The sequence below is a fragment of the Xenorhabdus siamensis genome (assembly GCF_037996745.1).
Taxonomy (GTDB): domain Bacteria; phylum Pseudomonadota; class Gammaproteobacteria; order Enterobacterales; family Enterobacteriaceae; genus Xenorhabdus; species Xenorhabdus indica.
This window is the reverse complement of sequence record NZ_JBBMXE010000011.1, coordinates 24910-51807: the sequence shown is the minus strand read 5'-3', so window position 1 is coordinate 51807 and position 26898 is coordinate 24910. Positions and strand designations below refer to the sequence as shown.

General features: G+C 44.7%; 21 protein-coding genes. 6 read left to right on the top strand and 15 right to left on the bottom strand.

Features of this window, described 5'->3' with window-relative positions; all coding sequences use genetic code 11:
• Positions 1 to 205 precede the first annotated feature (205 nt).
• From AAC852_RS11980 to metG, 5 genes are all read right to left on the bottom strand, one after another.
• Complete coding sequence (locus AAC852_RS11980) at positions 206 to 1903, bottom strand: NAD-dependent malic enzyme (RefSeq protein WP_340621242.1); 1698 nt, start codon at positions 1901 to 1903, stop codon at positions 206 to 208.
• A gap of 214 nt (positions 1904 to 2117) precedes the next feature.
• On the bottom strand, positions 2118 to 3002 hold the full coding sequence (gene cdd / locus AAC852_RS11975) for a cytidine deaminase (RefSeq protein WP_340621241.1): 885 nt from the start codon (positions 3000 to 3002) through the stop codon (positions 2118 to 2120).
• Between the two features lie 162 nt (positions 3003 to 3164).
• Positions 3165 to 3860: a CidB/LrgB family autolysis modulator gene (locus tag AAC852_RS11970; RefSeq protein WP_340621240.1), complete on the bottom strand. Its 696-nt coding sequence runs from the start codon at positions 3858 to 3860 to the stop codon at positions 3165 to 3167.
• Between the two features lie 2 nt (positions 3861 to 3862).
• Positions 3863 to 4303, bottom strand: coding sequence for a CidA/LrgA family protein (locus AAC852_RS11965; protein ID WP_340621239.1), 441 nt, complete (start codon positions 4301 to 4303; stop codon positions 3863 to 3865).
• A 153-nt stretch (positions 4304 to 4456) separates the two neighbouring features.
• Complete coding sequence (gene metG / locus AAC852_RS11960; protein WP_340621238.1) at positions 4457 to 6484, bottom strand: methionine--tRNA ligase; 2028 nt, start codon at positions 6482 to 6484, stop codon at positions 4457 to 4459.
• A gap of 180 nt (positions 6485 to 6664) precedes the next feature.
• Here metG and apbC point away from each other — a divergent pair, with 180 nt between their 5' ends.
• The 4 genes from apbC to asmA all read left to right on the top strand — a co-directional run bounded on the left by apbC (position 6665) and on the right by asmA (position 11357).
• Positions 6665 to 7777: an iron-sulfur cluster carrier protein ApbC gene (gene apbC, locus AAC852_RS11955; RefSeq protein ID WP_340621237.1), complete on the top strand. Its 1113-nt coding sequence runs from the start codon at positions 6665 to 6667 to the stop codon at positions 7775 to 7777.
• A 370-nt stretch (positions 7778 to 8147) separates the two neighbouring features.
• Entirely contained in the window at positions 8148 to 8789 is a 642-nt protein-coding gene (gene udk, locus AAC852_RS11950; RefSeq protein ID WP_047682919.1) for a uridine kinase, read from the top strand.
• Positions 8790 to 8837: 48 nt separating this feature from the next.
• Positions 8838 to 9419, top strand: a complete 582-nt coding sequence (gene dcd / locus AAC852_RS11945) for a dCTP deaminase (protein ID WP_047682917.1) — start codon at positions 8838 to 8840, stop codon at positions 9417 to 9419.
• Positions 9420 to 9497: 78 nt separating this feature from the next.
• Positions 9498 to 11357 (top strand): outer membrane assembly protein AsmA, encoded by a 1860-nt coding sequence (gene asmA / locus AAC852_RS11940; protein WP_340621236.1) that lies wholly within the window; start codon positions 9498 to 9500, stop codon positions 11355 to 11357.
• 162 nt (positions 11358 to 11519) lie between these two features.
• On the opposite strand, the gene AAC852_RS11935 is transcribed toward asmA, so the two are convergent.
• From AAC852_RS11935 to AAC852_RS11915, 5 genes are all read right to left on the bottom strand, one after another.
• Entirely contained in the window at positions 11520 to 12635 is a 1116-nt protein-coding gene (locus AAC852_RS11935) for a hypothetical protein (RefSeq protein ID WP_340621235.1), read from the bottom strand.
• Positions 12636 to 12706: 71 nt separating this feature from the next.
• A complete protein-coding gene (locus AAC852_RS11930) occupies positions 12707 to 17671 on the bottom strand; it encodes a hypothetical protein (protein ID WP_340621234.1) in 4965 nt (1654 codons plus the stop codon).
• 68 nt (positions 17672 to 17739) lie between these two features.
• The gene (locus AAC852_RS11925; protein WP_340621233.1) at positions 17740 to 17979 is read right to left on the bottom strand and encodes a hypothetical protein; all 240 of its coding nucleotides are present in this window, start codon (positions 17977 to 17979) and stop codon (positions 17740 to 17742) included.
• Between the two features lie 83 nt (positions 17980 to 18062).
• The gene (locus tag AAC852_RS11920) at positions 18063 to 18677 is read right to left on the bottom strand and encodes a phage tail protein (RefSeq protein ID WP_340621232.1); all 615 of its coding nucleotides are present in this window, start codon (positions 18675 to 18677) and stop codon (positions 18063 to 18065) included.
• Between the two features lie 313 nt (positions 18678 to 18990).
• Positions 18991 to 20571, bottom strand: coding sequence for a TerC family protein (locus tag AAC852_RS11915; RefSeq protein WP_340621231.1), 1581 nt, complete (start codon positions 20569 to 20571; stop codon positions 18991 to 18993).
• Between the two features lie 279 nt (positions 20572 to 20850).
• Here AAC852_RS11915 and gndA point away from each other — a divergent pair, with 279 nt between their 5' ends.
• The gene (gndA, locus tag AAC852_RS11910; protein ID WP_340621230.1) at positions 20851 to 22257 is read left to right on the top strand and encodes an NADP-dependent phosphogluconate dehydrogenase; all 1407 of its coding nucleotides are present in this window, start codon (positions 20851 to 20853) and stop codon (positions 22255 to 22257) included.
• A 112-nt stretch (positions 22258 to 22369) separates the two neighbouring features.
• Here gndA and AAC852_RS11905 read toward each other — a convergent pair whose 3' ends face one another.
• The gene (locus tag AAC852_RS11905; RefSeq protein WP_340621229.1) at positions 22370 to 22495 is read right to left on the bottom strand and encodes a hypothetical protein; all 126 of its coding nucleotides are present in this window, start codon (positions 22493 to 22495) and stop codon (positions 22370 to 22372) included.
• 337 nt (positions 22496 to 22832) lie between these two features.
• Between AAC852_RS11905 and yiaY the strand changes: the two genes are divergently transcribed.
• Positions 22833 to 23984, top strand: a complete 1152-nt coding sequence (yiaY, locus tag AAC852_RS11900) for an L-threonine dehydrogenase (RefSeq protein ID WP_340621228.1) — start codon at positions 22833 to 22835, stop codon at positions 23982 to 23984.
• A gap of 190 nt (positions 23985 to 24174) precedes the next feature.
• Here yiaY and hisIE read toward each other — a convergent pair whose 3' ends face one another.
• Genes hisIE through hisH form a run of 4 tightly spaced genes read right to left on the bottom strand, consistent with a single transcriptional unit; the run spans position 24175 to position 26894 of the window.
• On the bottom strand, positions 24175 to 24810 hold the full coding sequence (gene hisIE, locus AAC852_RS11895; RefSeq protein WP_340621227.1) for a bifunctional phosphoribosyl-AMP cyclohydrolase/phosphoribosyl-ATP diphosphatase HisIE: 636 nt from the start codon (positions 24808 to 24810) through the stop codon (positions 24175 to 24177).
• The gene (hisF, locus tag AAC852_RS11890) at positions 24804 to 25580 is read right to left on the bottom strand and encodes an imidazole glycerol phosphate synthase subunit HisF (RefSeq protein ID WP_340621226.1); all 777 of its coding nucleotides are present in this window, start codon (positions 25578 to 25580) and stop codon (positions 24804 to 24806) included. Before hisF ends, hisIE begins: the two co-directional genes overlap by 7 nt.
• Entirely contained in the window at positions 25562 to 26299 is a 738-nt protein-coding gene (gene hisA, locus AAC852_RS11885) for a 1-(5-phosphoribosyl)-5-[(5-phosphoribosylamino)methylideneamino]imidazole-4-carboxamide isomerase (RefSeq protein ID WP_340621225.1), read from the bottom strand. Before hisA ends, hisF begins: the two co-directional genes overlap by 19 nt.
• 4 nt (positions 26300 to 26303) lie before the next feature.
• Positions 26304 to 26894: an imidazole glycerol phosphate synthase subunit HisH gene (hisH, locus tag AAC852_RS11880; RefSeq protein WP_340621278.1), complete on the bottom strand. Its 591-nt coding sequence runs from the start codon at positions 26892 to 26894 to the stop codon at positions 26304 to 26306.
• Positions 26895 to 26898: the final 4 nt, after the last annotated feature.

Here is a 26898-nt window from a genome sequence, read left to right as displayed (position 1 = left end):
TATTTTTTGCCTTTTACATAATTATAAACACGTGATCAAAGGCTACTTTACTTGATATACCGAAGCAAGTATTGGATGAACATACCGGATAGAATACGCTTTATTATTAGTATGTTTATGGGATTATGGAGATTAGCAGTACTTATTACTAAAGTTTTTTACTAAAAGGCCTGTCAATGTTATCGGCAGGCCAGTTGATAATATATCAGAATGATGTGCGTTTATAGACGCGGTATTCTGGTTTCCAGAAGTTACGCTCAATAGCTTCTTCAAGTGCATCTTCAGAAGTAACCGTTGCTACTCCCTGAATCTGGGCTTTTTTCGCGACTTCTTTAGCGATCTTACGGGAAACGCTCTGAATATCATCGATCAATGGCAATAACGGGCCAGAACCCGTATGTGCCAGTGGTGAACAATCTGCTAATGCGCGGCTGGCAGCCATTAGCATATCATCTGTCACGCGTTTGGCTCCGGCTGCAATAACACCTAACCCGATACTAGGGAAGATATAAGAGTTATTGCATTGTGCAATTGGGAATTCTTGGCCTTCATATTGTACTGGTGAGAATGGACTACCAGTTGCAACCAATGCCTTACCTTCTGTCCAGTTAATAATATCTTCAGGACGGGCTTCGACGCGTGATGTCGGGTTAGACAGCGGCATTACAATTGGACGTTCACAATGTTTATGCATTTCACGGATAATTTCTTCCGTGAACAGACCAGACTGACCAGAAACACCAATCAAAACAGTAGGCTTGGCATTGCGTACAACATCCATTAGCGACAGGCTATCATTGTTAACATCCCAGGATTGCAGTGCGCTACTTTTCTGAACCAGTACACTTTGAAAATCCAGCAGATTTGGTTGCTTATCAGTGAGCAGCCCAAAGCGATCAACCATGAATACACGGGCACGGGCCTGTTCATCACTTAAACCTTCCGATTTCATTTGGGCGATGATTTGTTCAGCAATACCACAACCAGCGGAGCCCGCACCGAGGAAGGTCACAGTTTGGTCTTTCAATTGACGGCCTGCAGCACGGCTGGCGGCAATCAGGCTACCGAGAGCAACAGCGGCTGTACCTTGAATATCGTCATTAAAGCAGCAAAGATCATTGCGGTAGCGAGTCAATAATGGCATCGCATTTTGTTGGGCAAAATCTTCAAATTGCAGCAGTACATTCGGCCAACGACGTTTTACAGCTTGAATGAATTCATCTACGAAATCATCATATTCTTTGCCTGTAATACGAGGCTGGCGCCAGCCCATGTACAGTGGATCGTTCAAGCGTTGCGGGTTATTCGTCCCCACATCCAACACGACAGGTAGGGTGTAGGCAGGGCTGATCCCGCCACAGGAGGTATATAAAGATAATTTACCGATAGGGATCCCCATTCCACCAATCCCCTGATCGCCAAGACCCAGGATACGTTCACCATCGGTGACAACGATGACCTTAACATTCTGTTTAGTCGCGTTTTGTAGCATATCATCAATATAAGCCCGGTTTGGGTAAGAGATGAACAAACCACGGGCACGGCGGTAAATGTCAGAGAAATGTTCACACGCTTCACCGACAGTTGGCGTGTAAATAATAGGCATCATCTCGCTGAGATGGGCGTCAAGAAGCCGGTAGAAAAGAGTTTCGTTGGTGTCCTGAATATTTCTCAGATAAATATGTTTATCTGCGTCATTTTTAAAATCGCAATATTGACGATAAGCACGTTCGGCCTGCTCTTCAATTGTTTCAACGGCTTGAGGTAATAAGCCATGCAGATTGAAATTGCTGCGTTCTTCTTCCGTAAAGGCGCTGCCTTTATTCAACAGGGGAAATTCCAACAGGATGGGGCCAGCGTAGGGAATATAGAGAGGACGTTTACTTTCGTGTTCCAGTTCCATGATGCTTACTCTTTGGACTAATCAATAACAAAATCGGCAAATCAGCGATAGATCCTAAGAAGATAAAAAAAATAAGTACAGTAAATGTTACTTAAATATGTCTATCATGAGCAAAAATGAGAGATAACATACAGAATTAGCTAATTAAATGTTATTTAATTTCTCATTTTTACCCAAAATTCTTCCAGAATAGCCATTTTTAGCAATGAAACTGTCAGAATGTATAGCACTCTGTCTGTTTACAGCCGAGGGAAATTAAGGTGGATTCAGTCGCATTCCATTGTGATAAATGATTGTTTTGCCCTTCTACTAATATTGCCCGTTTGATGGTTCGGCAATCACTGCCTGATAAGTTCATCAATATCAGTGCTGCCTGCAAAGGGGGTAAGCTCGGATTAAATGCCGCATTTTCTGCATAGCGACCGGTATAAACACGATTTTGCTCATCTATCAATGCAATACCTGAGTGGGAATGGCTATAAGGTGAATGACTCTGATTCGCAGCATCCAGCGCAGCCAGCACGAGTTCGTCATTGGTATCCAACTGATAGCCATGATGAATGCTATCCAGCAACAAGGGAGTATCTCCTAAATCACGTGGGCCGAATGCCTCTGGCAGATAGTCAGCCAACGTTAACCGTGGACGATCAGGTAAACAGATTTCCAATTTTGTTCCACTGTTTAATTCATTCATAAATTGGCGGCAATGGCCGCAAGGAGAACAATTAACAGTGACGGATAGCAATTTTTTCTCACCACGTAACCAGGCATGAGTAATGGCTGATTGTTCGGCATGGACAGTTTGCTGTAACGGAACGCCCACAAATTCCATATTGGCACCAAAATAGAAGTTTCCGCTCTCTCCTTGTGCAATGGCACCGACATGAAAGTGTGAGATAGGCGCAATGGAGCAGGCCGCAGCGAGTGGCAACAGGGCAAGTGCTAGCGCATGATCATCAAAGCCGCAGCTCTGCTTAATCGACTCCACCTGCTCTGTTGTCAGCATAGCCGGAAAATCATCATGACCAATGTAGGGCAATAGAGCCTTTTGCAATTTAGGTGTGATTTCTGACCAGATAGCGTGAAAACGAGCTTGCATAGAATAATCTCCAAATTAATCGAAGGTTATTCTAGGATGATCAGTTAGGTTTGTAATGTGATATATACCATATAATTAATGAAATTTATGTAACAAAGATATTATTTTAACAACTTATGTCAAATTTTTTACTATTTAAATGATTTTTTCACTTTTTGGTAACTAGCCAAAAAGGTGCAATAACACAGGAAATAAGAAAGGGGCAATTAATGAAGTAATAACGCCGCAAGTCATCAGTGCCAGCGAACTATATGCACCCTCGACATGATCTATTTCAGCACATCGTGCCGTTCCTACGGCATGAGAAGCTGTACCCATTGCCAGTCCTCTGGAGGCTTGGGTTTTAATTTTCAAGAAATTAAACAAGTTATGGCCAAAAATTGCACCTAAAATACCAACAGCAATGACACAGGCGGCACTGATGGCTGGAATACCTCCAATAGAATGAGCGACTGCCATGGCGATAGGGGTTGTCACTGATTTTGGTAATACAGAAGCCGCAATTTCAGGAGTAGCGCCTGCCCATAAAGCAATAGCTGTACCTGTGACCATTGCAGTAACACTGCCGATGAAGCAGATACTGATAATAGATTTCCATTGAGCACGGATTTGATGGAGCTGTTCGTACAGTGGAAAGGCTAGAGCAACAACAGCAGGTTGTAACAAATCATTCAATATCCGGCTACCGGCGAAATAGTGTTCATAAGAGGTATGAGTCAGCAGCAGCAGAGGAATAATGACTGCCATTGATATCAATAAGGGATTGAAAACAGGAAGTCTGAGTCGGACAGAGAGTTTTTTGGCTACATAAAAGACAGCCAGGGTCAATGGCAATGACCACCAGATATGGTTTAGCATTTTTATTTTCCCTCCTGTTGTGATGATTTCTGTTCTGATAATTGTTTTTTGTGATTAGAGCTGATAATAGTGCGTTCGCGGTGGACATAATGAGAGCTGTAAGCAACGGTAATCATGACGATGACGGTACTGATGATACAGGAAAGGGCAATCGGGAGTATCTGCTGGCTCAGTTGTGGATAATATTCCATAACGCCGACCCCGATGGGTAAAAAGAGCAATGTCATGTTTTTCATCAATAAGCTACAGCCCGGTTTTACCCAATGAGCGGGAATAATCTGAAGCGCCAGCAAACAAAACAGAAGCAGCAAGCCAATAATACTACCGGGGAGAGAGAAGGGGAGATGTGCTGAAATGAGATTCCCTACAATGAGGCATAAGTAGAGCAGCACAAATGCACGCAGATATCGCCAACCTGCCATCAGTACGTTTTGAAAAGACATAACGTATAATTCCTCAATACAAAGAGGGTTATCATACGATTAATACTGTTAATGTGCTATAGGTCACATTAAAAAGCGGGTTCAAAAAACCCGCTTTACTATTTTTCAGAGCATTAGCTTCTTAGAGCATCAGTTTTTCAGAATATCAGGTGATTATTTAACCTGCATACCAGGTTGCGCACCGCTGTCCGGGCTTAACAGGAAAATGTCTTTTCCTCCAGGACCTGCTGCCATCACCATGCCTTCTGAAATACCAAAACGCATTTTACGTGGAGCAAGATTAGCTACCATAACGGTCAGGCGGTTTTCTAATGTTTTTGGATCCGGATAAGCAGCACGGATGCCGGAGAAAACTTGACGAGTTTCACCACCAAGATCAAGGATCAATTTCAGCAGCTTATCCGAACCTTCAACAAAATCAGCTTGCTTAATCAATGCGATACGTAGATCAACTTTGGCAAAATCATCAAATGTAATGGTGTCCTGAATTGGATCATCTGCCAGAGGACCTGTCTGGGTTTTTTGTGGCTCAATGTTCTCTTTGGAGTCGTCTACCATTGCTTCAACTTTAGCCATATCGATACGGTTAAATAGTGCCTTAAATGGCAAAACATCATGATTCAGCAGAGGTTGCTGGATACCATCCCAAGTCAGTTCGGTATTCAGGAAGGTTTCTGCACGGGCAGCGAGACCCGGAAGAATAGGTTTCAGGTAAGTCATCAGCACGCGGAACAGGTTGATGCCCATTGAGCAGATAGCTTGAAGATCTGCATCCCGGCCTTCTTCTTTCGCCACAATCCACGGTGCTTGTTCATCAACATAACGGTTAGCGAGATCGGCCAATGCCATGATTTCACGGACAGCTTTACCAAATTCACGATGAGTGAAATCTTCTGCAATTCCCTGTGCGGCATCAACAAATTTCTGGTACAGCGCAGGATCAGCAAGCTGATCTGCCAGTTTGCCCGCAAAACGCTTATTGATGAAACCAGCGTTACGTGAAGCCAGATTAACAACCTTATTGACGATGTCACTGTTTACGCGCTGAACGAAGTCTTCCAGATTCAGGTCGATATCATCAATACGGGAAGAGAGTTTCGCTGCGTAGTAATAACGCAAGCAATCTGCATCCAGATGCTTCAGATAAGTCTCTGCTTTGATGAAAGTTCCACGAGACTTAGACATCTTAGTACCGTTGACAGTAATGTAACCGTGTACAAACACGTTGGTTGGTTTGCGGTAATTGCTGCCTTCTAACATAGCTGGCCAGAACAGGCTGTGGAAATAGACGATATCTTTACCAATAAAGTGGTAAAGATCTGTTTGGGAATCTTTCGCCCAGAATTCGTCGAAATTCAGGTCACCACGTTTGTCACATAGGTTCTGGAATGAACCCATATAGCCGATTGGTGCATCCAGCCAGACGTAAAAATATTTACCCGGTTCATCAGGAACTTCAAAACCGAAATAAGGCGCATCGCGAGTGATATCCCATTGTTGCAGACCTGCTTCGAACCACTCCTGCATTTTGTTTGCTACCTGCTCTTGCAAGGTGCCAGAGCGGGTCCATTGTTGAAGCATATCGCTGAAAGCTGGCAGGTCGAAGAAGAAATGCTCTGTGCTACGCATTTCTGGTGTTGCACCGGATACAACTGAACGAGGGTTGATCAACTCTGTTGGAGAATAGGTCGTTCCACACACTTCGCAGTTATCGCCGTACTGATCTTCTGCCTTACATTTCGGACAGGAGCCTTTAACGAAACGATCAGGCAGGAACATACTTTTTTCTGGATCGAACAGTTGAGAAATGGTTCGATTCTTAATGTAACCGTTTTCTTTCAGTTTCAGATAAATTTCTGATGCAAGCGCTTTGTTTTCTTCACTGTGCGTAGAATGGTAGTTATCGTAACTGATAGCAAAACCAGCGAAGTCCTGTTGATGCTCTTGGTGCACTTTGTCGATCATCTCTTCTGGCGAAATTCCTGCCTGCTGGGCTTTCAGCATGATTGGTGTACCGTGAGCATCGTCAGCACAGACAAAGTGCACCTCTTTGCCGCGCATTCGATGATAACGAACCCAAATATCAGCCTGAATGTGTTCTAAGATGTGACCGAGATGAATTGGACCGTTAGCATAGGGTAACGCACAGGTCACCAGTAATTTTTTCGCGACTTGAGACATAGTTAGGATCTGACTTCCATAAATTGAAAAGGGTTTTTGATGTTACCTGATCAGAAGCATTGTCGCTAGGGTAATGCGCGAACTTCATCACTTTTGTTTTGTACTTATCGTAAGCTATCTGCTTCTGCTATGATGGACGAACAGTTTTAGGTTGAAAAAGATAAATCAAAAGGAGCCGGGATGAACTCACAATCCCCCGAGCAGACCAATCCTGACCTGCTGAGAGAAAGCGTTGCGAAAATATTGGCAGCGTTCAAACATCCGACATTAGAACAAGATTTAGTGACTCTGAAAGCATTGCATCGTTGTACTGTTCTGGATGGGATATTACATATTGAATTAATGATGCCTTTCGTTTGGAAACGAGCTTTTGAAACACTGAAGGAAGAAACAATTCATCTATTACAAGCTGCTACAGGTGTAAAAGGTGTTGAATGGCGGCTTTCCCATGATATCTGTACCTTACGCAGAGCTAACAACTTACCGGGTATTAATGGTGTACGTAACATTCTGGCAATCAGTTCAGGAAAAGGTGGTGTGGGTAAATCCAGCACGGCAGTGAATCTGGCACTGGCTTTAGCTCAAGAAGGGGCAAGAGTAGGTATTTTGGATGCAGATATCTACGGCCCATCGGTTCCCAATATGCTTGGGACAGCCAAAGAGCGGCCGACTTCACCTGATGGTCTGCACATGGCACCTATTATGGTACATGGCATGGCGACAAATTCCATTGGTTATCTTGTCACCGATGATAACGCAATGGTATGGCGTGGCCCGATGGCCAGTAAGGCACTTATGCAGATGCTACAAGATACATTATGGCCAGATCTTGACTATTTGGTAATCGATATGCCACCGGGAACTGGGGATATCCAGTTAACATTATCCCAGAATATTCCCGTGACTGGGGCATTGGTTGTCACAACACCGCAGGATATTGCCTTAATTGATGCTATGAAAGGCATTGTCATGTTCCAAAAAGTCAACGTACCAGTGTTAGGTATTATTGAGAACATGAGCACCCATATCTGTAGTCACTGTGGCCAACATGAGCCGATTTTTGGCGAGGGAGGCGCAGAAAGACTGGCGGAAAAATACAAATGCCAATTATTGGGTAAGATCCCTCTGCATATTTCACTGCGTGAAGATCTTGATCGCGGAGATCCTACGGTTATCAGCCAACCTGATAGTGAATTTGCGGATATTTATCGTGAAATTGCCGCTAATATTTCTGCCCAGATGTACTGGCGAGGAGATAAAATCCCGACGGAAATTTCTTTCCGTGAAGTTTGATTTAAGAAAAGAATATAACGGCTTTATTGAGAGACTTAATAGACTAGATTAATGATTATTCCATTGATACTGCCGTCATTTAATTTTGGTTTATGGCACAGGGATAACGCAATATCAAAAAAGTAGATCAATGGCTCTATTGTTACAGGGCCATCTGTTATAGAGCGATTGTCCTACATTTGGCGGTTTCTATTTCTGTGATTGCGTTCTGTGATTGCGGAATTTTTATGCGAAGCGTATCGAAAAAAGCGAGACTTATCTTGTTTGCGCTGGCATAGAAGCTACTAACTCCCTATAATCCGCCAAACATAGCGTGACAGAATGCTATTTTCCCACTTTATTTTTTCTTTTTAACCAGGTTATTTCTAGTATGGCTGATGAAGCACATAAGTGTACAATTGTAGGTATTTCAGGTGCCTCCGCTTCGGGCAAAAGCCTTATTGCCAGCACACTTTATAGAGAATTACGCGTTCAGGTTGGTGATCACAATATCGGAGTTATTCCAGAAGATTGTTATTATAAAGACCAAACTGATACCCCGCTGGAAGAACGCTATAAAGTCAATTATGACCACCCAAGTTCAATGGATCACAATTTACTATTCGAACATATTCAGGCACTGAAAGCCGGGAAGTCCGTTGAATTGCCCCAATATGACTACGTTGCTCATACCCGCAAACCAGAATCCATTCATTTTGAACCAAAGCGAGTTATTATCCTTGAAGGTATCCTATTATTAACGGATAAGCGTTTGCGTCAGGAACTGGATTTTTCTATTTTTGTTGATACACCATTGGATATCTGTCTGATGCGTCGCATCAAGCGCGATGTGAATGAGCGTGGGCGATCACTGGATTCTGTAATGGAACAGTATAAAAAAACAGTTCGTCCGATGTTCTTGCAATTCATCGAGCCATCAAAACAATATGCAGACATTATTGTTCCCCGTGGTGGTAAAAACCGTGTGGCTATCGATATATTGAAAGCTAAGATTGGCCAATTTTGCGAATAACCTGATGTTCAGGAATTCATAAGTATCATCGTATTTTGAGAGGAAGTAATGCGACTCTGTGACCGTGACATTATTAAATGGCTTGATGAAGGTAAACTGGAAATTACCCCACGTCCTCCTGTCGAACGTATTAATGGGGCAACGGCTGATGTTCGCCTTGGGAATCAGTTTCGCGTTTTTCGTGGTCATACTGCTGCTTATATTGACCTGAGTGGTCCCAAGGCTGAAGTCAATGCGGCACTTGATCGTGTCATGAGCGATGAAATTAGTTTGCCGGATGGGGAGGCTTTTTTTCTGCATCCTGGCGAACTGGCACTGGCAGTGACACTGGAATCTGTCACATTGCCTGCTAATCTTGTTGGTTGGTTGGATGGTCGTTCATCTCTGGCTCGTCTTGGTTTGATGGTCCATGTCACTGCTCACCGGATTGATCCGGGTTGGCGTGGTCAAATTGTTCTGGAATTCTATAATTCAGGAAAATTACCGTTAGCTTTGCGTCCGGGCATGGTCATTGGGGCTTTGAGTTTTGAGCCGCTTTCAGGTGTTGCTGACCGTCCTTATAACCGACGTCAGGATGCTAAATATAAAAATCAAAAAGGAGCGGTGGGAAGCCGAATCAGCGAAGACTAATCTTTTTTGGTGAAAGTTTCTGGTAAAGTAGTCATTTGGTGAAAATAGTCATCTTGTGGACATGAGACTGGGGAAGTCATGAAAAGATTGTTGACGACACTCGTTATTTTGTTAGTAGTAGTTGTTATGGGGTTAACAGCATTAGTCATGTTGATTAATCCGAACGATTTTCGTGGCTACATAGTCAAACAAGTACAAAAAAAGAGTGGCTATCAGCTTGTGTTACAGGATGATCTACGTTGGCATGCCTGGCCAAAATTAAGTATTTTGACCGGGCAAGTATCACTGACTGCTCCTAATGCGAAAATGCCTGCTGTTATGGCAGAAAATATGCGCTTGGATGTTGAATTACTGCCATTGTTATCTCATCAACTTTCTGTCAAAGAAGTGATGCTTAAAGGAGCTGTTTTGCGGTTTACACCGGATAGTCAGCCACAAAAAAAACCAGAAACTCCCATTGCGCCTGAAGGTGATTTTCATTATCCCGTAGCGAACGATGCTCACAGTTGGAAATTGGACATCGATAAGATCAAAGTAGAGAATAGCTTGTTGATTTGGCAAACCGATACCCATTCGCAGTTAAATATGCGGGATATTGATTTGCTGATGAAACGCCAGGATCAGGGCCACGTTAATTTTGAACTCAATGGTAAGATCAATAAAAATCAGCAAGAATTTGCCTTTGAGGTTAATGCTTCTTTCGGTATTTCTGATTATCCACATAATTTAACCGGCGATATCAGTTCGTTTAAATATCAGCTACAGGGTGTTGGTCTTCCGCCAGAAGGCATAGCAGGAACGGGGAGTGCGACTGTAAAATATGATACTTTTTCATCATCTATTTCGTTGCAGAAAATAGCACTGACAATGAATGGAAGTGAATTGACAGGTAATGTTGCGATTAACCTGAAAGATAAACCACACTATTCCATCAATCTGTCTTCGCCAAAATTAGATTTAGATAATTTGTTAGGATGGGATAAGTTATCACAGCATAGTTTACAGGCAAAACTTGATTATCGGGCTGAAAATAATTCGGCAAAACCTGTGATTGCAAAATCTGTTTCTCCTTTATCAAATTATGATCTCAGTTTTCTGAAAGAACTTAATGCACATCTGTTATTCATGGCGAATAAATTTATTTATCAAGGTATGGATATTGATAATTTTGTCTTTAAGGCCGTCAATGATGAGGGAATAACAGAGATTTCGAAATTGAGTGGTAACGTATTTGGTGGTCATTTTTCACTGCCTGCCACAATTGATGCAACAGTTAATCCCGCTAAATTACATGCGAAACCTCTGCTGCAAAATATTGACTTACAACCACTACTGAAAGCTTTGGCTCTGCCATCGGTGTTTAGTGGACAACTTACGCTCGATGGAGATCTTTTGGGAGATGGCTACGATGAATATGCAGTCACCCATTACTGGCGGGGAGATCTGAATATTGGCCTGAGAAATGCGCGTTTGGACGGGTTGAATATTCCTTTGCTTATCCAACAATCTTTTTCGAGAATGACTGATTTGGTTCAACAGCCGATGAATATTCAGAACTTTACTGATGCACAAAATCTATCAGTAAAAACTCAACTAAATAAAGGTAAGATTAAAATTAATAACCTTTCTGCAATATCTGGTATTTCGAGAATTGAAGGGCAGGGTGAGGCAAATTTACTAAAACAGAATGTCGATGTTGCATTGGCGGTTCAGTTAACCAGTGGGTGGGGACAAGAAAACGAGTTAGTTAGTCGTTTAGAAAAACTAAAAGTACCCCTGCGAGTTTATGGTAATTGGGATAATCTGCAATATACCTTGAGCGTAGAACCAATATTGCGTGATGAATTACAGCAAAAAGTCAAACAATCCATCAAAAACTGGCTTGAGAATAACGATACTAGTGAAGTAAGAAAAAAGCTGCTTAATAAGAATAAGTAGCTGAATTTATCATAATTGATAATATAAACAGGTGAGCGTTCTAACGTTCACCTGCTTGTGAAAAAATTGATCGTGGATTAATGATAGTGAGTTGATAGTGGTGTTACACCACTATCAACTTATAGCTCAGATAACAGATTGGTTTTTCATTTCCTGTTTCTGTTAATACCCCATAACCTCATAATAGAATTGTGGAGTCCAGCCTAATTGTGGAGTAGTGACCGATATAGTTAAGGTATCTTTCGATATTCCCATTCCATCCGGATTATTGCGCTGTATTTTAACATCAGCCGGATAGCTAGGGTTTTGGCTATCGAAATTATCTCCGACAATACTAGCATGGCATGAAATGATGCCATTTGACAAGCTGATTGGCAATTGTACTTTATAGTAATTGGTGTAATACGTTATTCCACCGAAAACTGACATATTAACTTCTTGAATTGAGCCACTGGCTACGGCAATCCCGTTTATCTGGATGATATCACCAAGTCTGATGACAGTGGCGTCTTGTCCGATTAAACGAGATTCAATATTTAACCCAACCAGATTAGCTAAACCAAGATTTCTTACAAAAGCATTTTTGTCTGGAATATCAGCTCCATTCTCATTTTTTGCCAGCCGACTATTGGCGTTCGTGTTTACTTTCCCTATACGAGAATCTACTTCATTTTTGCTATAGGCGCATATATCGGATGCAGTAAGTGTAATGTCTGTTAACAGTGCCTTATTATTCACTGTACGAGTTAATGGAACTTTGCCGTTTACATTATTATTGGCATCATTTGCTAACTTCCTGACTGCATGAATTTGTTGATCGATTTCTCCTTTAGTATAGGTATCTATATCAGATGCAGTAAGTGTAATGTCTGTTAACAGCGCTTTATTATTCACTGTACGAGTCATTGGCACTTTGCTATCAGCATTGTTATTGGCAGATTTTACTAGCCCATGAATATTATCAATAAGCTGACAGGTTTCTTCTTTGGTATAGGCATCGACATCGGTGGCGGTCAGGGTAATGTCATTGACCAACTCTTTATCGTTGATGCGGCGGGTTAACGGCACTTTGCTGTTTACTGCATTCATGACCTGCGCATCACCGTCTTTGATCCGCGTATCAGTTTCTTCTTTGGTATAGGCACCGACATCGGTGGCGGTCAGGGTAATGTCATTGACCAGCTCTTTATCGTTGATGCGGCGGGTTAACGGCACTTTGCTGTCCGCATCTTTCAGAGCCCGCTGGGCTTCCTGCAGCGCCTTCTGGGCTTCCTGCATAACCAGCGCATCGCCGTCTTTGATCCGCGTATCGGTTTCGTCCTTGGTATAGGCGCCGACATCAGCGGCAGTCAGGGTAATGTCATTAACCAGTTCTTTATCGTTGACATTACTGCATTCATGACCTGCGCATCACCGTCTTTGATCCGCGTATCGGTTTCTTCTTTGGTATAGGCGCCGACATCGGCCGCTACCAGGGTAATGTCGTTGACCAGCTCTTTGTCGTTGACACGGCGGGATGATGGCACTTTGCTGTTTACTGCATTCATGACCTGCGCATCACCGTCTTTGATCCGCGTATCGGTTTCTTCTTTGGTATAGGCGCCGACATCGGCCGCTACCAGGGTAATGTCGTTGACCAGCTCTTTGTCGTTGACACGGCGGGATGATGGCACTTTGCTGTTTACTGCATTTTTGATCCGCGTATCGGTTTCTTCTTTGGTATAGGCGTCGACATCGGCCGCTACCAGGGTAATGTCATTGACCAGCTCTTTGTCGTTGACACGGCGGGTTAACGGCACTTTGCTGTCGGCATCTTTCAGAGCCCGCTGGGCTTCCTGCAGCGCCTTCTGGGCTTCCTGCATAACCAGCGCATCACCGTCTTTGATCCGCGTATCGGTTTCGTCCTTGGTATAGGCACCGACATCGGTGGCGGTCAGGGTAATGTCATTGACCAGCTCTTTATCGTTGATGCGGCGGGTTAACGGCACTTTGCTGTCGGCATCTTTCAGAGCCCGCTGGGCTTCCTGCAGCGCCTTCTGGGCTTCCTGCATAACCAGCGCATCGCCGTCTTTGATCCGCGTATCGGTTTCGCCCTTGGTATAGGCGCCGACATCAGCGGCAGTCAGGGTAATGTCGTTGACCAGCTCTTTGTCGTTGACACGGCGGGATAATGGCACTTTGCTGTTTACTGCATTTTTGATCCGCGTATCGGTTTCTTCTTTGGTATAGGCGTCGACATCGGCCGCTATCAGGGTAATGTCATTGACCAGCTCTTTGTCGTTGACACGGCGGGTTAACGGCACTTTGCTGTCGGCATCTTTCAGAGCTCGCTGGGCTTCCTGCAGCGCCTTCTGAGCTTCCTGCATAATCGGGGTATCACCGTCTTTGATCCGCGTATCGGTTTCGTCCTTGGTATAGGCACCGACATCGGTGGCGGTCAGGGTAATGTCATTGACCAGCTCTTTGTCGTTGACACGGCGGGTTAACGGCACTTTGCTGTCGGCATCTTTCAGGGCCCGCTGGGCTTCCTGCAGCGCCTTCTGGGCTTCCTGCATAACCAGCGCATCGCCGTCTTTGATCCGCGCATCGGTTTCGTCTTTGCTGTAGGCGCCGACATCGGTGGCGGTCAGGGTAATGTCATTGACCAGCTCTTTATCGTTGACACGGCGGGATGATGGCACTTTGCTGTTTACTGCATTCATGACCTGCGCATCACCGTCTTTGATCCGCGTATCGGTTTCTTCTTTGGTATAGGCGCCGACATCGGCCGCTACCAGGGTAATGTCGTTGACCAGCTCTTTGTCATTGACACGGCGGGTTAACGGCACTTTGCTGTTTACTGCATTTTTGATCCGCGTATCGGTTTCTTCTTTGGTATAGGCGTCGACATCGGCCGCTACCAGGGTAATGTCATTGACCAGCTCTTTGTCGTTGACACGGCGGGTTAACGGCACTTTGCTGTCGGCATCTTTCAGAGCTCGCTGGGCTTCCTGCAGCGCCTTCTGAGCTTCCTGCATAATCGGGGCATCACCGTCTTTGATCCGCGTATCGGTTTCGTCCTTGGTATAGGCGCCGACATCGGCCGCAGTCAGAGTAATGTCATTGACCAGCTCTTTGTCATTGACACGGCGGGATGATGGCACTTTGCTGTTTACTGCATTCATGACCTGCGCATCACCGTCTTTGATCCGCGTATCAGTTTCTTCTTTGGTATAGGCGCCGACATCGGCCGCTACCAGGGTAATGTCGTTGACCAGCTCTTTGTCATTGACACGGCGGGTTAACGGCACTTTGCTGTCGGCATCTTTCAGAGCTCGCTGGGCTTCCTGCAGCGCCTTCTGGGCTTCCTGCATAATCGGGGCATCACCGTCTTTGATCCGCGCATCGGTTTCGTCCTTGGTATAGGCACCGACATCGGTGGCGGTCAGGGTAATGTCATTGACCAGCTCTTTGTCATTGACACGGCGGGTTAACGGCACTTTGCTGTCGGCATCTTTCAGGGCCCGCTGGGCTTCCTGCAGCGCCTTCTGGGCTTCCTGCATAATCGGGGCATCGCCATCTTTGATCCGCGTATCGGTTTCGTCTTTGCTGTAGGCGCCGACATCGGCCGCAGTCAGAGTAATGTCATTGACCAGCTCTTTGTCATTGACACGGCGGGATGATGGCACTTTGCTGTTTACTGCATTCATGACCTGCGCATCACCGTCTTTGATCCGCGTATCGGTTTCTTCTTTGGTATAGGCGCCGACATCGGCCGCTACCAGGGTAATGTCGTTGACCAGCTCTTTGTCGTTGACACGGCGGGTTAACGGCACTTTGCTGTCGGCATCTTTCAGAGCTCGCTGGGCTTCCTGCAGCGCCTTCTGGGCTTCCTGCATAATCGGGGCATCACCGTCTTTGATCCGCGCATCGGTTTCGTCCTTGGTATAGGCACCGACATCGGTGGCGGTCAGGGTAATGTCATTGACCAGCTCTTTGTCATTGACACGGCGGATTAACGGCACTTTGCTGTCGGCATCTTTCAGAGCTCGCTGGGCTTCCTGCAGCGCCTTCTGGGCTTCCTGCATAATCGGGGTATCACCGTCTTTGATCCGCGCATCGGTTTCGTCCTTGGTATAGGCACCGACATCGGTGGCGGTCAGGGTAATGTCATTGACCAGCTCTTTGTCATTGACACGGCGGGTTAACGGCACTTTGCTGTCCGCGGCTTGCAGGGCCTGTTGCGCTTCCTGTAGAGCTTTCTGGGCTTCTTGCAGGGCTTTCTGAGCTTCCAGCATAATCGGGGCATCGCCATCTTTGATCCGCGTATCGGTTTCGTCTTTGGTATAGGCGCCGACATCGGCCGCTACCAGGGTAATGTCATTGACCAGCTCTTTGTCATTGACACGGCGGGTTAACGGCACTTTGCTGTCGGCATCTTTCAGAGCTCGCTGGGCTTCCTGCAGCGCCTTCTGGGCTTCCTGCATAATCGGGGTATCACCGTCTTTGATCCGCGCATCGGTTTCGTCCTTGGTATAGGCGCCGACATCGGCCGCTACCAGGGTAATGTCATTGACCAGCTCTTTGTCGTTGACACGGCGGGATAATGGCACTTTGCTGTCGGCATCTTTCAGAGCTCGCTGGGCTTCTTGCAGCGCCTTCTGAGCTTCCAGCATAATCGGGGCATCACCGTCTTTGATCCGCGTATCGGTTTCGTCTTTGGTATAGGCGCCGACATCGGCCGCTACCAGGGTAATGTCATTGACCAGCTCTTTGTCATTGACACGGCGGGTTAACGGCACTTTGCTGTCGGCGGCTTGCAGGGCCTGTTGCGCTTCCTGCAGCGCCTTCTGGGCTTCCTGCATAATCGGGGTATCACCGTCTTTGATCCGCGCATCGGTTTCGTCCTTGGTATAGGCGCCGACATCGGCTGCTACCAGGGTAATGTCATTGACCAGCTCTTTGTCATTGACACGGCGGGTTAACGGCACTTTGCTGTCGGCATCTTTCAGAGCTCGCTGGGCTTCCTGCAGCGCCTTCTGGGCTTCCTGCATAATCGGGGCATCACCGTCTTTGATCCGCGCATCGGTTTCGTCCTTGGTATAGGCACCGACATCGGTGGCGGTCAGGGTAATGTCATTGACCAGCTCTTTGTCATTGACACGGCGGGTTAACGGCACTTTGCTGTTCGCAGCTTGCAGGGCCTGTTGCGCTTCCTGCAGGGCTTTCTGAGCTTCCAGCATAATCGGGACATCGCCATCTTTGATCCGCGTATCGGTTTCGTCTTTGGTATAGGCGCCGACATCGGCCGCTACCAGGGTAATGTCATTGACCAGCTCTTTATCGTTGACACGGCGGGATAATGGCACTTTGCTGTTTACTGCATTCATGACCTGCGCATCACCGTCTTTGATCCGCGTATCGGTTTCGTCCTTGGTATAGGCGCCGACATCGGCCGCTACCAGGGTAATGTCATTGACCAGCTCTTTGTCATTGACACGGCGGGATAATGGCACTTTGCTGTCGGCATCTTTCAGAGCTCGCTGGGCTTCCTGCAGCGCCTTCTGGGCTTCCTGCATAATCGGGGTATCACCGTCTTTGATCCGCGCATCGGTTTCGTCCTTGGTATAGGCACCGACATCGGTGGCGGTCAGGGTAATGTCATTGACCAGCTCTTTGTCATTGACACGGCGGGTTAACGGCACTTTGCTGTCCGCGGCTTGCAGGGCCTGTTGCGCTTCCTGCAGCGCCTTCTGGGCTTCCTGCATAATCGGGGTATCACCGTCTTTGATCCGCGTATCGGTTTCGTCTTTGGTATAGGCGCCGACATCGGCCGCTACCAGGGTAATGTCATTGACCAGCTCTTTGTCATTGACACGGCGGGTTAACGGCACTTTGCTGTCGGCATCTTTCAGAGCTCGCTGGGCTTCCTGCAGCGCCTTCTGGGCTTCCTGCATAATCGGGGTATCACCGTCTTTGATCCGCGCATCGGTTTCGTCCTTGGTATAGGCGCCGACATCGGCTGCTACCAGGGTAATGTCATTGACCAGCTCTTTGTCGTTGACACGGCGGGATAATGGCACTTTGCTGTCGGCATCTTTCAGAGCTCGCTGGGCTTCTTGCAGCGCCTTCTGAGCTTCCAGCATAATCGGGGCATCACCGTCTTTGATCCGCGTATCGGTTTCGTCTTTGGTATAGGCGCCGACATCGGCCGCTACCAGGGTAATGTCATTGACCAGCTCTTTGTCATTGACACGGCGGGTTAACGGCACTTTGCTGTCGGCGGCTTGCAGGGCCTGTTGCGCTTCCTGCAGCGCCTTCTGGGCTTCCTGCATAATCGGGGTATCACCGTCTTTGATCCGCGCATCGGTTTCGTCCTTGGAATAGGCGCCGACATCGGCTGCTACCTGTCATTGACCAGCTCTTTGTCGTTGACACGGCGGGTTAACGGCACTTTGCTGTCGGCATCTTTCAGAGCTCGCTGGGCTTCCTGCAGCGCCTTCTGGGCTTCCTGCATAATCGGGGTATCACCGTCTTTGATCCGCGTATCGGTTTCGTCCTTGGTATAGGCACCGACATCGGTGGCGGTCAGGGTAATGTCATTGACCAGCTCTTTGTCGTTGACACGGCGGGTTAACGGCACTTTGCCATTTCTTCTTCCTGCATTTTTCCTGGATAATGGGGTATCAATCCGCGTATATAGGCTCGGCCGCTACCAGGGTAATGTCATTGACCAGCTCTTTGTCGTTGACACGGCGGGTCATTAGCTGATTTCACGGCTTTTGATGTTGCTGCATGGGCTTCACTGTCACTGTCTACAGCATTATTTAAAATAACAAATCCTTTGTTTTTCAACGTGGCATTTGGATGATTACGGCTTTCTGCATGATCCCTGACTCTGTCCCTTACGTATCTGCGAGTTGCTAAGCCAGAAAATAATTCTTCAAACGAACCTATCAAATTTATGTTATCAATAGGTAAAAGCATACGAATTGTTTGTTCATGCATCTGTGATTTGTACAGTTCAGCACAGTTTCCGATAGCAACTAGCGTACCACTTTTATCAAACAGACCTATTTCACGGATCCACCAGCTACCCTCATCTTCTGGGAGTACCTGTTCAACAACAATTTGGTTAGGGTTTTTAGGATCAATGAATAATCTGTCAATTTCTGCACGATGTCTTTCATTAATCAATTGAGTTTGATTAGCATTAGGTGTTGGCAAATTTCCGTCGCCAACTGCCATGTGTGTAATTTCAAGCTTGTTACCTGAGGCTGCAGCGTTTTCCAGCTTATTGGCACCTGAATCTGTCAACAATGAAAAATATTTCGTACTCATGTAATCCCCTTATTTATCAATAACAAGTCAATGGAGTAATTCACAAACCCGCCTGTTACAACACAAGTCCCTGTAGAATTTGCCTGAGCTATAACAATTGATTGTTTAATTAAGCTCATTGTTTTGGTAAACATGTGTTCGTGGAGAAATGTAGGCAGGTCCTGCCTATATGAGACATACATTGCATCTACGAGATTAAGCGGATTAATTATCTGGAAATTCAAATTAAATCAAAATAATGAAATTTGTCAGAAATGAAAAAACCGACATAGTGTCGGTTTTTGTCAGTAAATGATATGTATCACTGAGTGAATTATTCTTTCATCTCTTCTTCTATTTTTAGCAAGGTGATTTTCACTTTATTAATGCGATGACTGGTGATTTCCAGTGGTTCAAAAAGATAATCGCCAATCTGTAGTTGTTCCCCTTGTTGTGGAATATGTTGTAGGTGTTCCATTAACAGGCCTGCCAGTGTTTGGTATTCGCGTTTTTCATCCAGTGGTAGTGGAATATAAAGTATCAGATCATCCAGCGGCATAAATCCATTGGCAATCCAATGCCCTTCTTCTGTGACCTGAATATCATGGCGAGCATCAATCTCTCCACTACCTACAGGCAAGTTTCCTGTGATGGTTTCCATTACATCTGTGACTGTGACAATACCTTCAACGGAGCCAAATTCATCAACAACAAAAGCAAAGTGAGTTTGTGCCTGACGGAATTGTTCTAACGCCTGAAGTAAAGAGAGAGATTCAGGGAAAATCAAAGGTTGTTGTACTAATTGCCGCAAATTAAATGTTTTATGAGTGAGTTGTTGGTTAAGGATATCAATCACATGAACCACACCCAGCGGTTCATCACTGGTTTTTTCGTCTGTGACGACAATCCGAGTGTGTGGTTTTTGCTCCAGTAATATAGCCAGTTTGTCAGTAGGTGAGTGAACATCAAGATAAACCACGTCATGACGTGAGGTCATAATACTGCTCACTGTACGTTGTGCGAGACTAAAAACGCGGGCAATCATTTGCCGTTCTTGTGGTTCAAAAACTTCTTTATGCTCTTCATGATCCGCAATCAAACTGGAAGTATGGTTATCCAAATCCGCACTTTCACGTCTGCCATTTAAAATATGGAGGACGGCTTCTGCGGTTCTCTCGCGCAGTGAACGAGAAGCACTCAGGAATTTGCGACGATTGAAATGGGCAAATTGATTCAGTGCTTCGATCATAATGGAGAAGCCAATGGCAGCATAAAGATAGCCTTTGGGTATTTTGTAGCCAAAGCCTTCAGCTACCAGGCTGAAACCAATCATCAGTAGAAAACTGAGACACAGTATAACGATGGTAGGATGGGCATTAACAAACTTTGTCAGAGGCTTACTGGCCCATATCATCAGGATCATGGCGATGATGACCGCAGTAACCATGATACCAATATGATTAACCATACCCACAGCGGTAATAACGGAATCCAGTGAGAAAACAGCATCTAAGACAATAATCTGTACAACAACCGCCCAAAAACTTGTTCCTTTACGCTGTTGATTGGTATGCAGGATTTTTCCTTCCAGCCGTTCATTCAACTCCATTGTAGCTTTAAACAGTAGGAACATTCCCCCAATCAGCATAATTAAATCACGGGCACTGAATGGATGATCCCACAAGGTCAGCAATGGTGTTGTCAGAGGAATAAGCCAGGAGAGGCTGAATAATAAGAGCAACCTCATCAGTAGAGCACAGGACAAACCAGTGAGACGGGCTTTATCTCTCTGTTTTTCAGGGAGTTTATCTGCCAGAATGGCAATGAAGATTAAGTTGTCAATTCCGAGAACAATTTCTAAAACGATAAGTGTGGCCAGACCTGCCCATATCGTTGGATCAGCGATCCATTCCATATAGTTTATTTTACCTTTTACTGTGACGGCTTGTGCCGACCTCTGAATAATGAGGATTGATTGTCAAAATATCAATAGGTGATTTATTACAGTTGGAAATTTTTTCAGCAAAAAAACAGTATCACAATATCGGTTGCATCAATAACTATCCCCGATACCCATTCCTGAGTTAACATGTGATCTCATTAACAAATTGTCTACTATATTTTGTTGTACGCGATATTGTTACATGTACAACGTTTTGGTAGGCAGCAAGTCATTATCAGACGGGAGTTATTCATGTCCAAGCAACAGATCGGTGTTGTCGGTATGGCGGTTATGGGGCGCAATCTGGCGTTGAATATTGAAAGCCGTGGTTACTCTGTATCAATTTTTAACCGCTCCAGCGATAAAACTGATGAAGTTATCGCTGAAAATCCAGGGAAAAAATTAGTTCCAAGTTATTCCATTGAAGAGTTTGTCGATTCTCTGGAAAAGCCACGTCGTATTCTGTTAATGGTTAAGGCAGGTGAAGCTACGGATAAAACCATTGCATCTCTGACGCCACATTTGGATAAGGGTGACATTCTGATCGATGGTGGCAACACCTATTTTCAGGATACTATCCGCCGCAATCGTGAATTATCCGCTCAAGGTTTTAACTTTATTGGTACAGGGGTTTCCGGTGGTGAAGAAGGTGCATTAAAAGGCCCTTCAATTATGCCGGGTGGTCAGAAAGAAGCTTATGAACTGGTTGCACCGATTTTGAAAGAGATTGCTGCTCAAGCAGATGGTGAACCTTGTGTGACTTATATTGGCCCAGATGGAGCAGGTCACTACGTGAAGATGGTTCACAATGGTATTGAGTATGGTGATATGCAGCTCATTGCTGAAGCTTATTCTTTGTTGAAACATTCACTGAATCTGAGCAATCAGGAACTGGCAGATGTATTCAATGATTGGAATCAGGGTGAGCTGAGTAGTTATCTGATTGAAATTACTGCTGATATCTTCAATAAGAAAGATGAAGACGGTAATTATCTGGTAGATGTGATCCTGGATGAAGCAGCTAATAAAGGGACTGGTAAATGGACTAGTCAGAGTTCTCTGGATCTGGGCGTTCCAGTAACGTTGATTACTGAATCTGTCTTCGCGCGTTACATTTCTTCTATGAAGGCTCAGCGAGTAGCTGCATCTAAGGTTCTGTCAGGGCCAGTAGCCCAGCCATTTAAAGGTGATAAATCAGAATTTATTGAGAAAGTTCGTCGTGCTTTGTATTTAGGTAAGATCGTTTCTTATGCGCAAGGCTTCCAACAGTTGAAAGCATCTTCTGATGAATACAACTGGGATTTGAACTACGGTGAAATTGCCAAGATCTTCCGTGCTGGCTGTATTATTCGTGCGCAATTCCTGCAAAAAATCACAGATGCTTACAACGAAAACCAAGATATTGCTAACCTGTTGCTGGCACCTTACTTTAAACAAATTGCTGATGAATATCAGCAAGCTCTGCGTGATGTTGTTTCCTATGGTGTGCAGAATGGTATACCAACACCAACTTTCTCTGCGGCTATCTCTTATTACGACAGCTATCGCTCTGCCGTTTTGCCTGCCAACCTGATTCAGGCACAGCGTGACTATTTCGGAGCGCATACCTATAAGCGTATTGATAAAGAAGGTGTATTTCATACTGAATGGTTATCATAATAGTTAGGTATCTATAATAAATACTTAACATTAAAAATGAATGGGGTGCTGAGTTTTCAGCACCTTTTTTGTAGAAGGATTTTTTAATAAACAATCTATAAGAAAACAATCTCTATCTCACCAACCATTCAGCAAATTGCACCAGCCAGTGGGCCATATTTGCATCAAAAGCGTGATGCATCACAATAATGCAGATAATCACCAGCCCAATTATTACCAGAATAAAAATATTATTCATAGAATAATCACCTATTTCGTCTGGTTAAATTATAGCAAAATATAAATTTTATTTAATTTGTTTCTGGTTAACTAGAGGGTATTCTAAATGTGACTAATTCTGGCATGGCGATATCTGAGTGTTATCCGGTGGCGCTTTGAATGTTTAATCCTGTATTTGACTTATCTTAAAATAAATTTTTATTTTTTAGGTCTAGTGAATTCCAGTTTATTTTTTAATCCTACACTAGAGGTTATTGATATGAGTCAAAATTACTGATGCAGATAAGTGACAGATTGTAAAACACTTCTCTTACATCAGGATTTGAGATACCTCAGTAAAATCTAAGGAGTTCCTAATGGCAATATCAACTTTCTTTATCCCGCCGGTAAATAAAATCGGTATGGGATGCTTGAATGAAGCCGTTGAGTTAGTGAAAACTTATGGCTACAAACAGGCTTTAATTGTCACTGACTGTGTACTGAACGAGATTGGTGTTGTTGGGAAAGTTCAGAGGTTATTGACTGATGTAGGAATAAAAAGTGCAGTTTATGATAGGACGAATCCGAACCCAACTACGATCAATGTCGAACAAGGTCTGGCTATTTTGCGTCAGCATGATTGTGACTTTGTAATTTCTCTGGGTGGTGGTTCACCACACGATTGTGCAAAAGGTATTGCGTTGGTGGCCGCAAATGGTGGTGATATTCGTGATTATGAAGGTGTTGATCGCTCTGCAAAACCTCAATTGCCGCTGATAGCGATTAATACCACGGCAGGGACCGCTTCCGAAATGACGCGGTTTTGTATTATCACAGATATAGATCGCCATATTAAAATGGCAATTGTGGACAAAAACGTGACCCCAATCTTATCAGTTAATGATCCTGCATTGATGATTGGAATGCCAAAAGGATTGACGGCTGCGACGGGGATGGATGCATTGACTCATGCGATTGAAGCCTATGTATCTATAGCGGCTAACCCTATCACTGATGCTTGTGCGTTAAAAGCAGTAACCATGATCAGCCGCTATTTGCGTCGTGCTGTTGAAGATGGCAGTGATATAGAAGCGCGTGAAAATATGGCTTATGCCCAATTCTTAGCGGGTATGGCATTCAACAATGCTTCTTTGGGTTATGTTCACGCGATGGCGCACCAATTAGGTGGTTTCTATGATCTGCCACATGGTGTCTGTAATGCGGTGTTATTACCTCATGTACAGCGCTTTAATGCCAAAGTCGCAGCATCTCGCTTGAAAGATATTGCTGCTGCGATGGGAGCCAATGTTGCGAATGTCGATGATAAAGAGGGTGCGGAAGTATGTATTCAAGAGATCAGCCGACTGGCGAAAGATGTCAACATCCCGGCGGGATTAGCTGAACTGAATGTTAAATCAGAAGATATCCCAACATTGTCAGCTAATGCCTTAAAAGATGCTTGTGGTTTCACCAACCCGATTCAGGCATCACATGAGGAGATTGTTGCTATTTTCGAAGAAGCAATGTAGTGATTCATAATATTTTTTCTTCATAACATTTTTCACAAACTCTGCCATCTTATCTGGTAAGGGTAAGGTTTAGTAAAAAGCCACTTCGTTTTATTCAGGTAAATTAACGAAGTGGCGTATTTTCTAACTTCGATTCCTGTTCAGAAAACGATTCTTTAAAAGTTATTGCTTAAAAAATATTGCTTAAAAACTATTCCTTAATTGAATGCCTTTTTTGCAATTGGCGGATGACACAACTAAGATCCAAATCTTGATCTTGTAGTAATACCAATAGATGATAAATCAAATCCGCAGCTTCATTGGTGAGTTCTTCTTTATCATTAACAGTTGCTGCTAATGCAGTTTCTATACCTTCTTCTCCCACTTTTTGCGCAATGCGTTTTGTCCCACGGGCGTACAAGCGGGCAGTATAGGAGCTATCCGGGGACGAATCTTTTCGACTTGCTATTAACTGTTCCAGTTGGTAAAGAAAGCCCCATCCTGTTTGTGCGGAAGCAAAACAGCTTTCAGTGCCTTTATGGCAGGTTGGTCCGACAGGATTGGCAAGGATAAGGAGAGTATCGTTATCACAGTCAGAGTGAATTTCAACTAATTCCAGAAAATTACCGGAGCTTTCACCTTTAGTCCATAACCGCTGTTTAGTGCGTGAGAAAAAGGTAATTTTGCCTGAATTTAGCGTCACATTCAGTGCTTCCTGATCCATGTAACCCATCATCAACACTGTACCAGACACGGCATGTTGCACGATAACGGGCAAGAGGTTATCGACTTTTTCCCAATCTAATTTTTCAATTTCTTGTTGTGTTAATGCTGGTATCGTTAACATGTTCTTATTTCAACCCCTTGTGCTGCCAGATACTGTTTCAGTTCACCAATGTTGATGATCTGTTTGTGGAAAACGGAAGCGGCTAAGGCACCATCAACATTCGCTATTTTGAAGGCGTCTAGAAAATGTATTCGGGCACCTGCACCACCGGAAGCAATCAAGGGTACAGAGCAGGCTTCCCGAACCAGTTTAAGTTGGGCGAGATCATAACCATTACGAACCCCGTCCTGATTCATCATGTTCAGGACAATTTCACCTGCTCCACGTTGTTGTACTTCTTTGATCCAATCTAATGTTTGCCATGAAGTTGCGGTAGTGCGTTTTTCATCTCCGGTAAATTGGTACACTTGATAGCTATTGTTCTTTTCATCAAACCATGTATCGATACCGATCACGACACACTGAACTCCATAGCGATCAGCCAGACGGTTAATCAAAAAAGGATCTGTCAAGGCAGGGGAGTTAACAGAAATTTTATCTGCACCGAATGATAAGATTTTCCCTGCATCTTCGACGGTTTTGATCCCACCAGCAACGCAAAAAGGGATATCAATCACTTCTGCTACTTTCGCAACCCAGCTTTTATCGACTATACGGCCATCAGAAGAGGCGGTGATATCGTAAAATACCAGTTCGTCTGCACCTTCCTGGGCGTAGCGTTGTGCAAGGGGAACGATATCCCCAATAATCTCATGATTGCGAAATTGTACTCCTTTAACCACTTGTCCATCACGTACATCAAGGCAAGGGATTATGCGTTTTGCCAACATTGAATAGCCTCCCTCAGTGTAAATTTCCCTTCAAGTAATGCACGACCAATGATCACACCTGCAACACCAGATGCAGGCAGGGGAGAAATATCGGCAAGGCTACCGATTCCTCCGGATGCTTGAAATGCGATTTGTGGATAGCATTGGCTGATTTCCTGATATAGCGAAATATTAGAACCATTCAGTGTGCCATCACGGGAAATATCGGTACATAGGACATGCTTTAGACCAACAGGAAGATATTGTTCAACAACTTGTTCAAGTGTGGCTTTACTGTTTTCCTGCCAACCGCTGATGGCTATTTGTTTAACACCATCTGTATTGATGCGGATATCCAGTGCCAGTACTATGGCTTCTGCTCCGTAATCTTGAAACCATTGCTTAACTAATTCTGGCTGGGTGACCGCAGTTGAGCCAATAACTACCCGACTTGCTCCGGCTTCAAAGAGCGCTTTGACATCGTCTTCTGAGCGGATACCTCCACCGACTTGTACAGGAATGGAAATACCTGCCAGTAGCTTACGTAACAATGTCATTTGGCGTTTTGCGGGATTTTTTGCTCCGGTCAAATCCACCAGATGCAATAGCTTGGCACCTGTTTGTTCATATTCCTGTAAACGGGATAAGGGAGAATTTCCATAATCCTGGCGTTGGTCATAATCACCTTGATGCAAACGCACAACGTTGCCATCGATTAGATCTAATGCAGGTATAATCATGCGATTACATCTCCAGAAAGTTTTTCAATAGCCGTGCCCCCGCCGCGCCGGATCGCTCAGGGTGGAATTGCACACCAAAAAAATTGTTTTTTGCAATTGCACTACTGAATGGGTTGCCATAATTCGTTTGAGCAATAGTGTATTCGCCAACAGGTAGGGCATAACTGTGTACGAAATAAAAATAGGCATTATTTTTAATATTGTGGAATAAGGGATGCCCGGCGAGAGCATTAACTTGATTCCATCCCATGTGTGGTAATGGCAAACCAGAAGTTGCCATTTTTCTAACAGAAGAATGGATTAACTTGAGTAATGAGATATTACCGCCTTCTTCGCTGGTTTCAGCCAGGAGTTGCATACCCAGACAGATCCCTAATACTGGCTGAGTGAGTGAAGTGATCAGGGAGATCAATTCCCGTTGTTGAAGTTGATCCATTGCGGCAGTAGCTGTGCCTACACCCGGTAAGAGCAGTTTATCGGCTGATTTAACAATATCTGCCTCACGGCTGATTATAGGTTCATAGCCTAACCGACGAACAGCATAAGCAACCGAAGCAAGATTGGCACAGCCTGTATCCAAGATAACAATTTTCATCATC

What these genes read in the sequence shown, in the direction of transcription:
- AAC852_RS11980 (WP_340621242.1), bottom strand. Translation starts at nt 1,903, where the DNA reads ATGGAACTGGAACACGAAAGTAAACGTCCTCTCTATATTCCCTACGCT.
- cdd (WP_340621241.1), bottom strand. Translation starts at nt 3,002, where the DNA reads ATGCAAGCTCGTTTTCACGCTATCTGGTCAGAAATCACACCTAAATTG.
- AAC852_RS11970 (WP_340621240.1), bottom strand. Translation starts at nt 3,860, where the DNA reads ATGCTAAACCATATCTGGTGGTCATTGCCATTGACCCTGGCTGTCTTT.
- AAC852_RS11965 (WP_340621239.1), bottom strand. Translation starts at nt 4,303, where the DNA reads ATGTCTTTTCAAAACGTACTGATGGCAGGTTGGCGATATCTGCGTGCA.
- metG (WP_340621238.1), bottom strand. Translation starts at nt 6,484, where the DNA reads ATGTCTCAAGTCGCGAAAAAATTACTGGTGACCTGTGCGTTACCCTAT.
- apbC (WP_340621237.1), top strand. Translation starts at nt 6,665, where the DNA reads ATGAACTCACAATCCCCCGAGCAGACCAATCCTGACCTGCTGAGAGAA.
- udk (WP_047682919.1), top strand. Translation starts at nt 8,148, where the DNA reads ATGGCTGATGAAGCACATAAGTGTACAATTGTAGGTATTTCAGGTGCC.
- dcd (WP_047682917.1), top strand. Translation starts at nt 8,838, where the DNA reads ATGCGACTCTGTGACCGTGACATTATTAAATGGCTTGATGAAGGTAAA.
- asmA (WP_340621236.1), top strand. Translation starts at nt 9,498, where the DNA reads ATGAAAAGATTGTTGACGACACTCGTTATTTTGTTAGTAGTAGTTGTT.
- AAC852_RS11935 (WP_340621235.1), bottom strand. Translation starts at nt 12,635, where the DNA reads ATGCAGGAAGCCCAGAAGGCGCTGCAGGAAGCCCAGCGGGCTCTGAAA.
- AAC852_RS11930 (WP_340621234.1), bottom strand. Translation starts at nt 17,671, where the DNA reads ATGCAGGAAGCCCAGAAGGCGCTGCAGGAAGCGCAACAGGCCCTGCAA.
- AAC852_RS11920 (WP_340621232.1), bottom strand. Translation starts at nt 18,677, where the DNA reads ATGAGTACGAAATATTTTTCATTGTTGACAGATTCAGGTGCCAATAAG.
- AAC852_RS11915 (WP_340621231.1), bottom strand. Translation starts at nt 20,571, where the DNA reads ATGGAATGGATCGCTGATCCAACGATATGGGCAGGTCTGGCCACACTT.
- gndA (WP_340621230.1), top strand. Translation starts at nt 20,851, where the DNA reads ATGTCCAAGCAACAGATCGGTGTTGTCGGTATGGCGGTTATGGGGCGC.
- AAC852_RS11905 (WP_340621229.1), bottom strand. Translation starts at nt 22,495, where the DNA reads ATGAATAATATTTTTATTCTGGTAATAATTGGGCTGGTGATTATCTGC.
- yiaY (WP_340621228.1), top strand. Translation starts at nt 22,833, where the DNA reads ATGGCAATATCAACTTTCTTTATCCCGCCGGTAAATAAAATCGGTATG.
- hisIE (WP_340621227.1), bottom strand. Translation starts at nt 24,810, where the DNA reads ATGTTAACGATACCAGCATTAACACAACAAGAAATTGAAAAATTAGAT.
- hisF (WP_340621226.1), bottom strand. Translation starts at nt 25,580, where the DNA reads ATGTTGGCAAAACGCATAATCCCTTGCCTTGATGTACGTGATGGACAA.
- hisA (WP_340621225.1), bottom strand. Translation starts at nt 26,299, where the DNA reads ATGATTATACCTGCATTAGATCTAATCGATGGCAACGTTGTGCGTTTG.
- hisH (WP_340621278.1), bottom strand. Translation starts at nt 26,894, where the DNA reads ATGAAAATTGTTATCTTGGATACAGGCTGTGCCAATCTTGCTTCGGTT.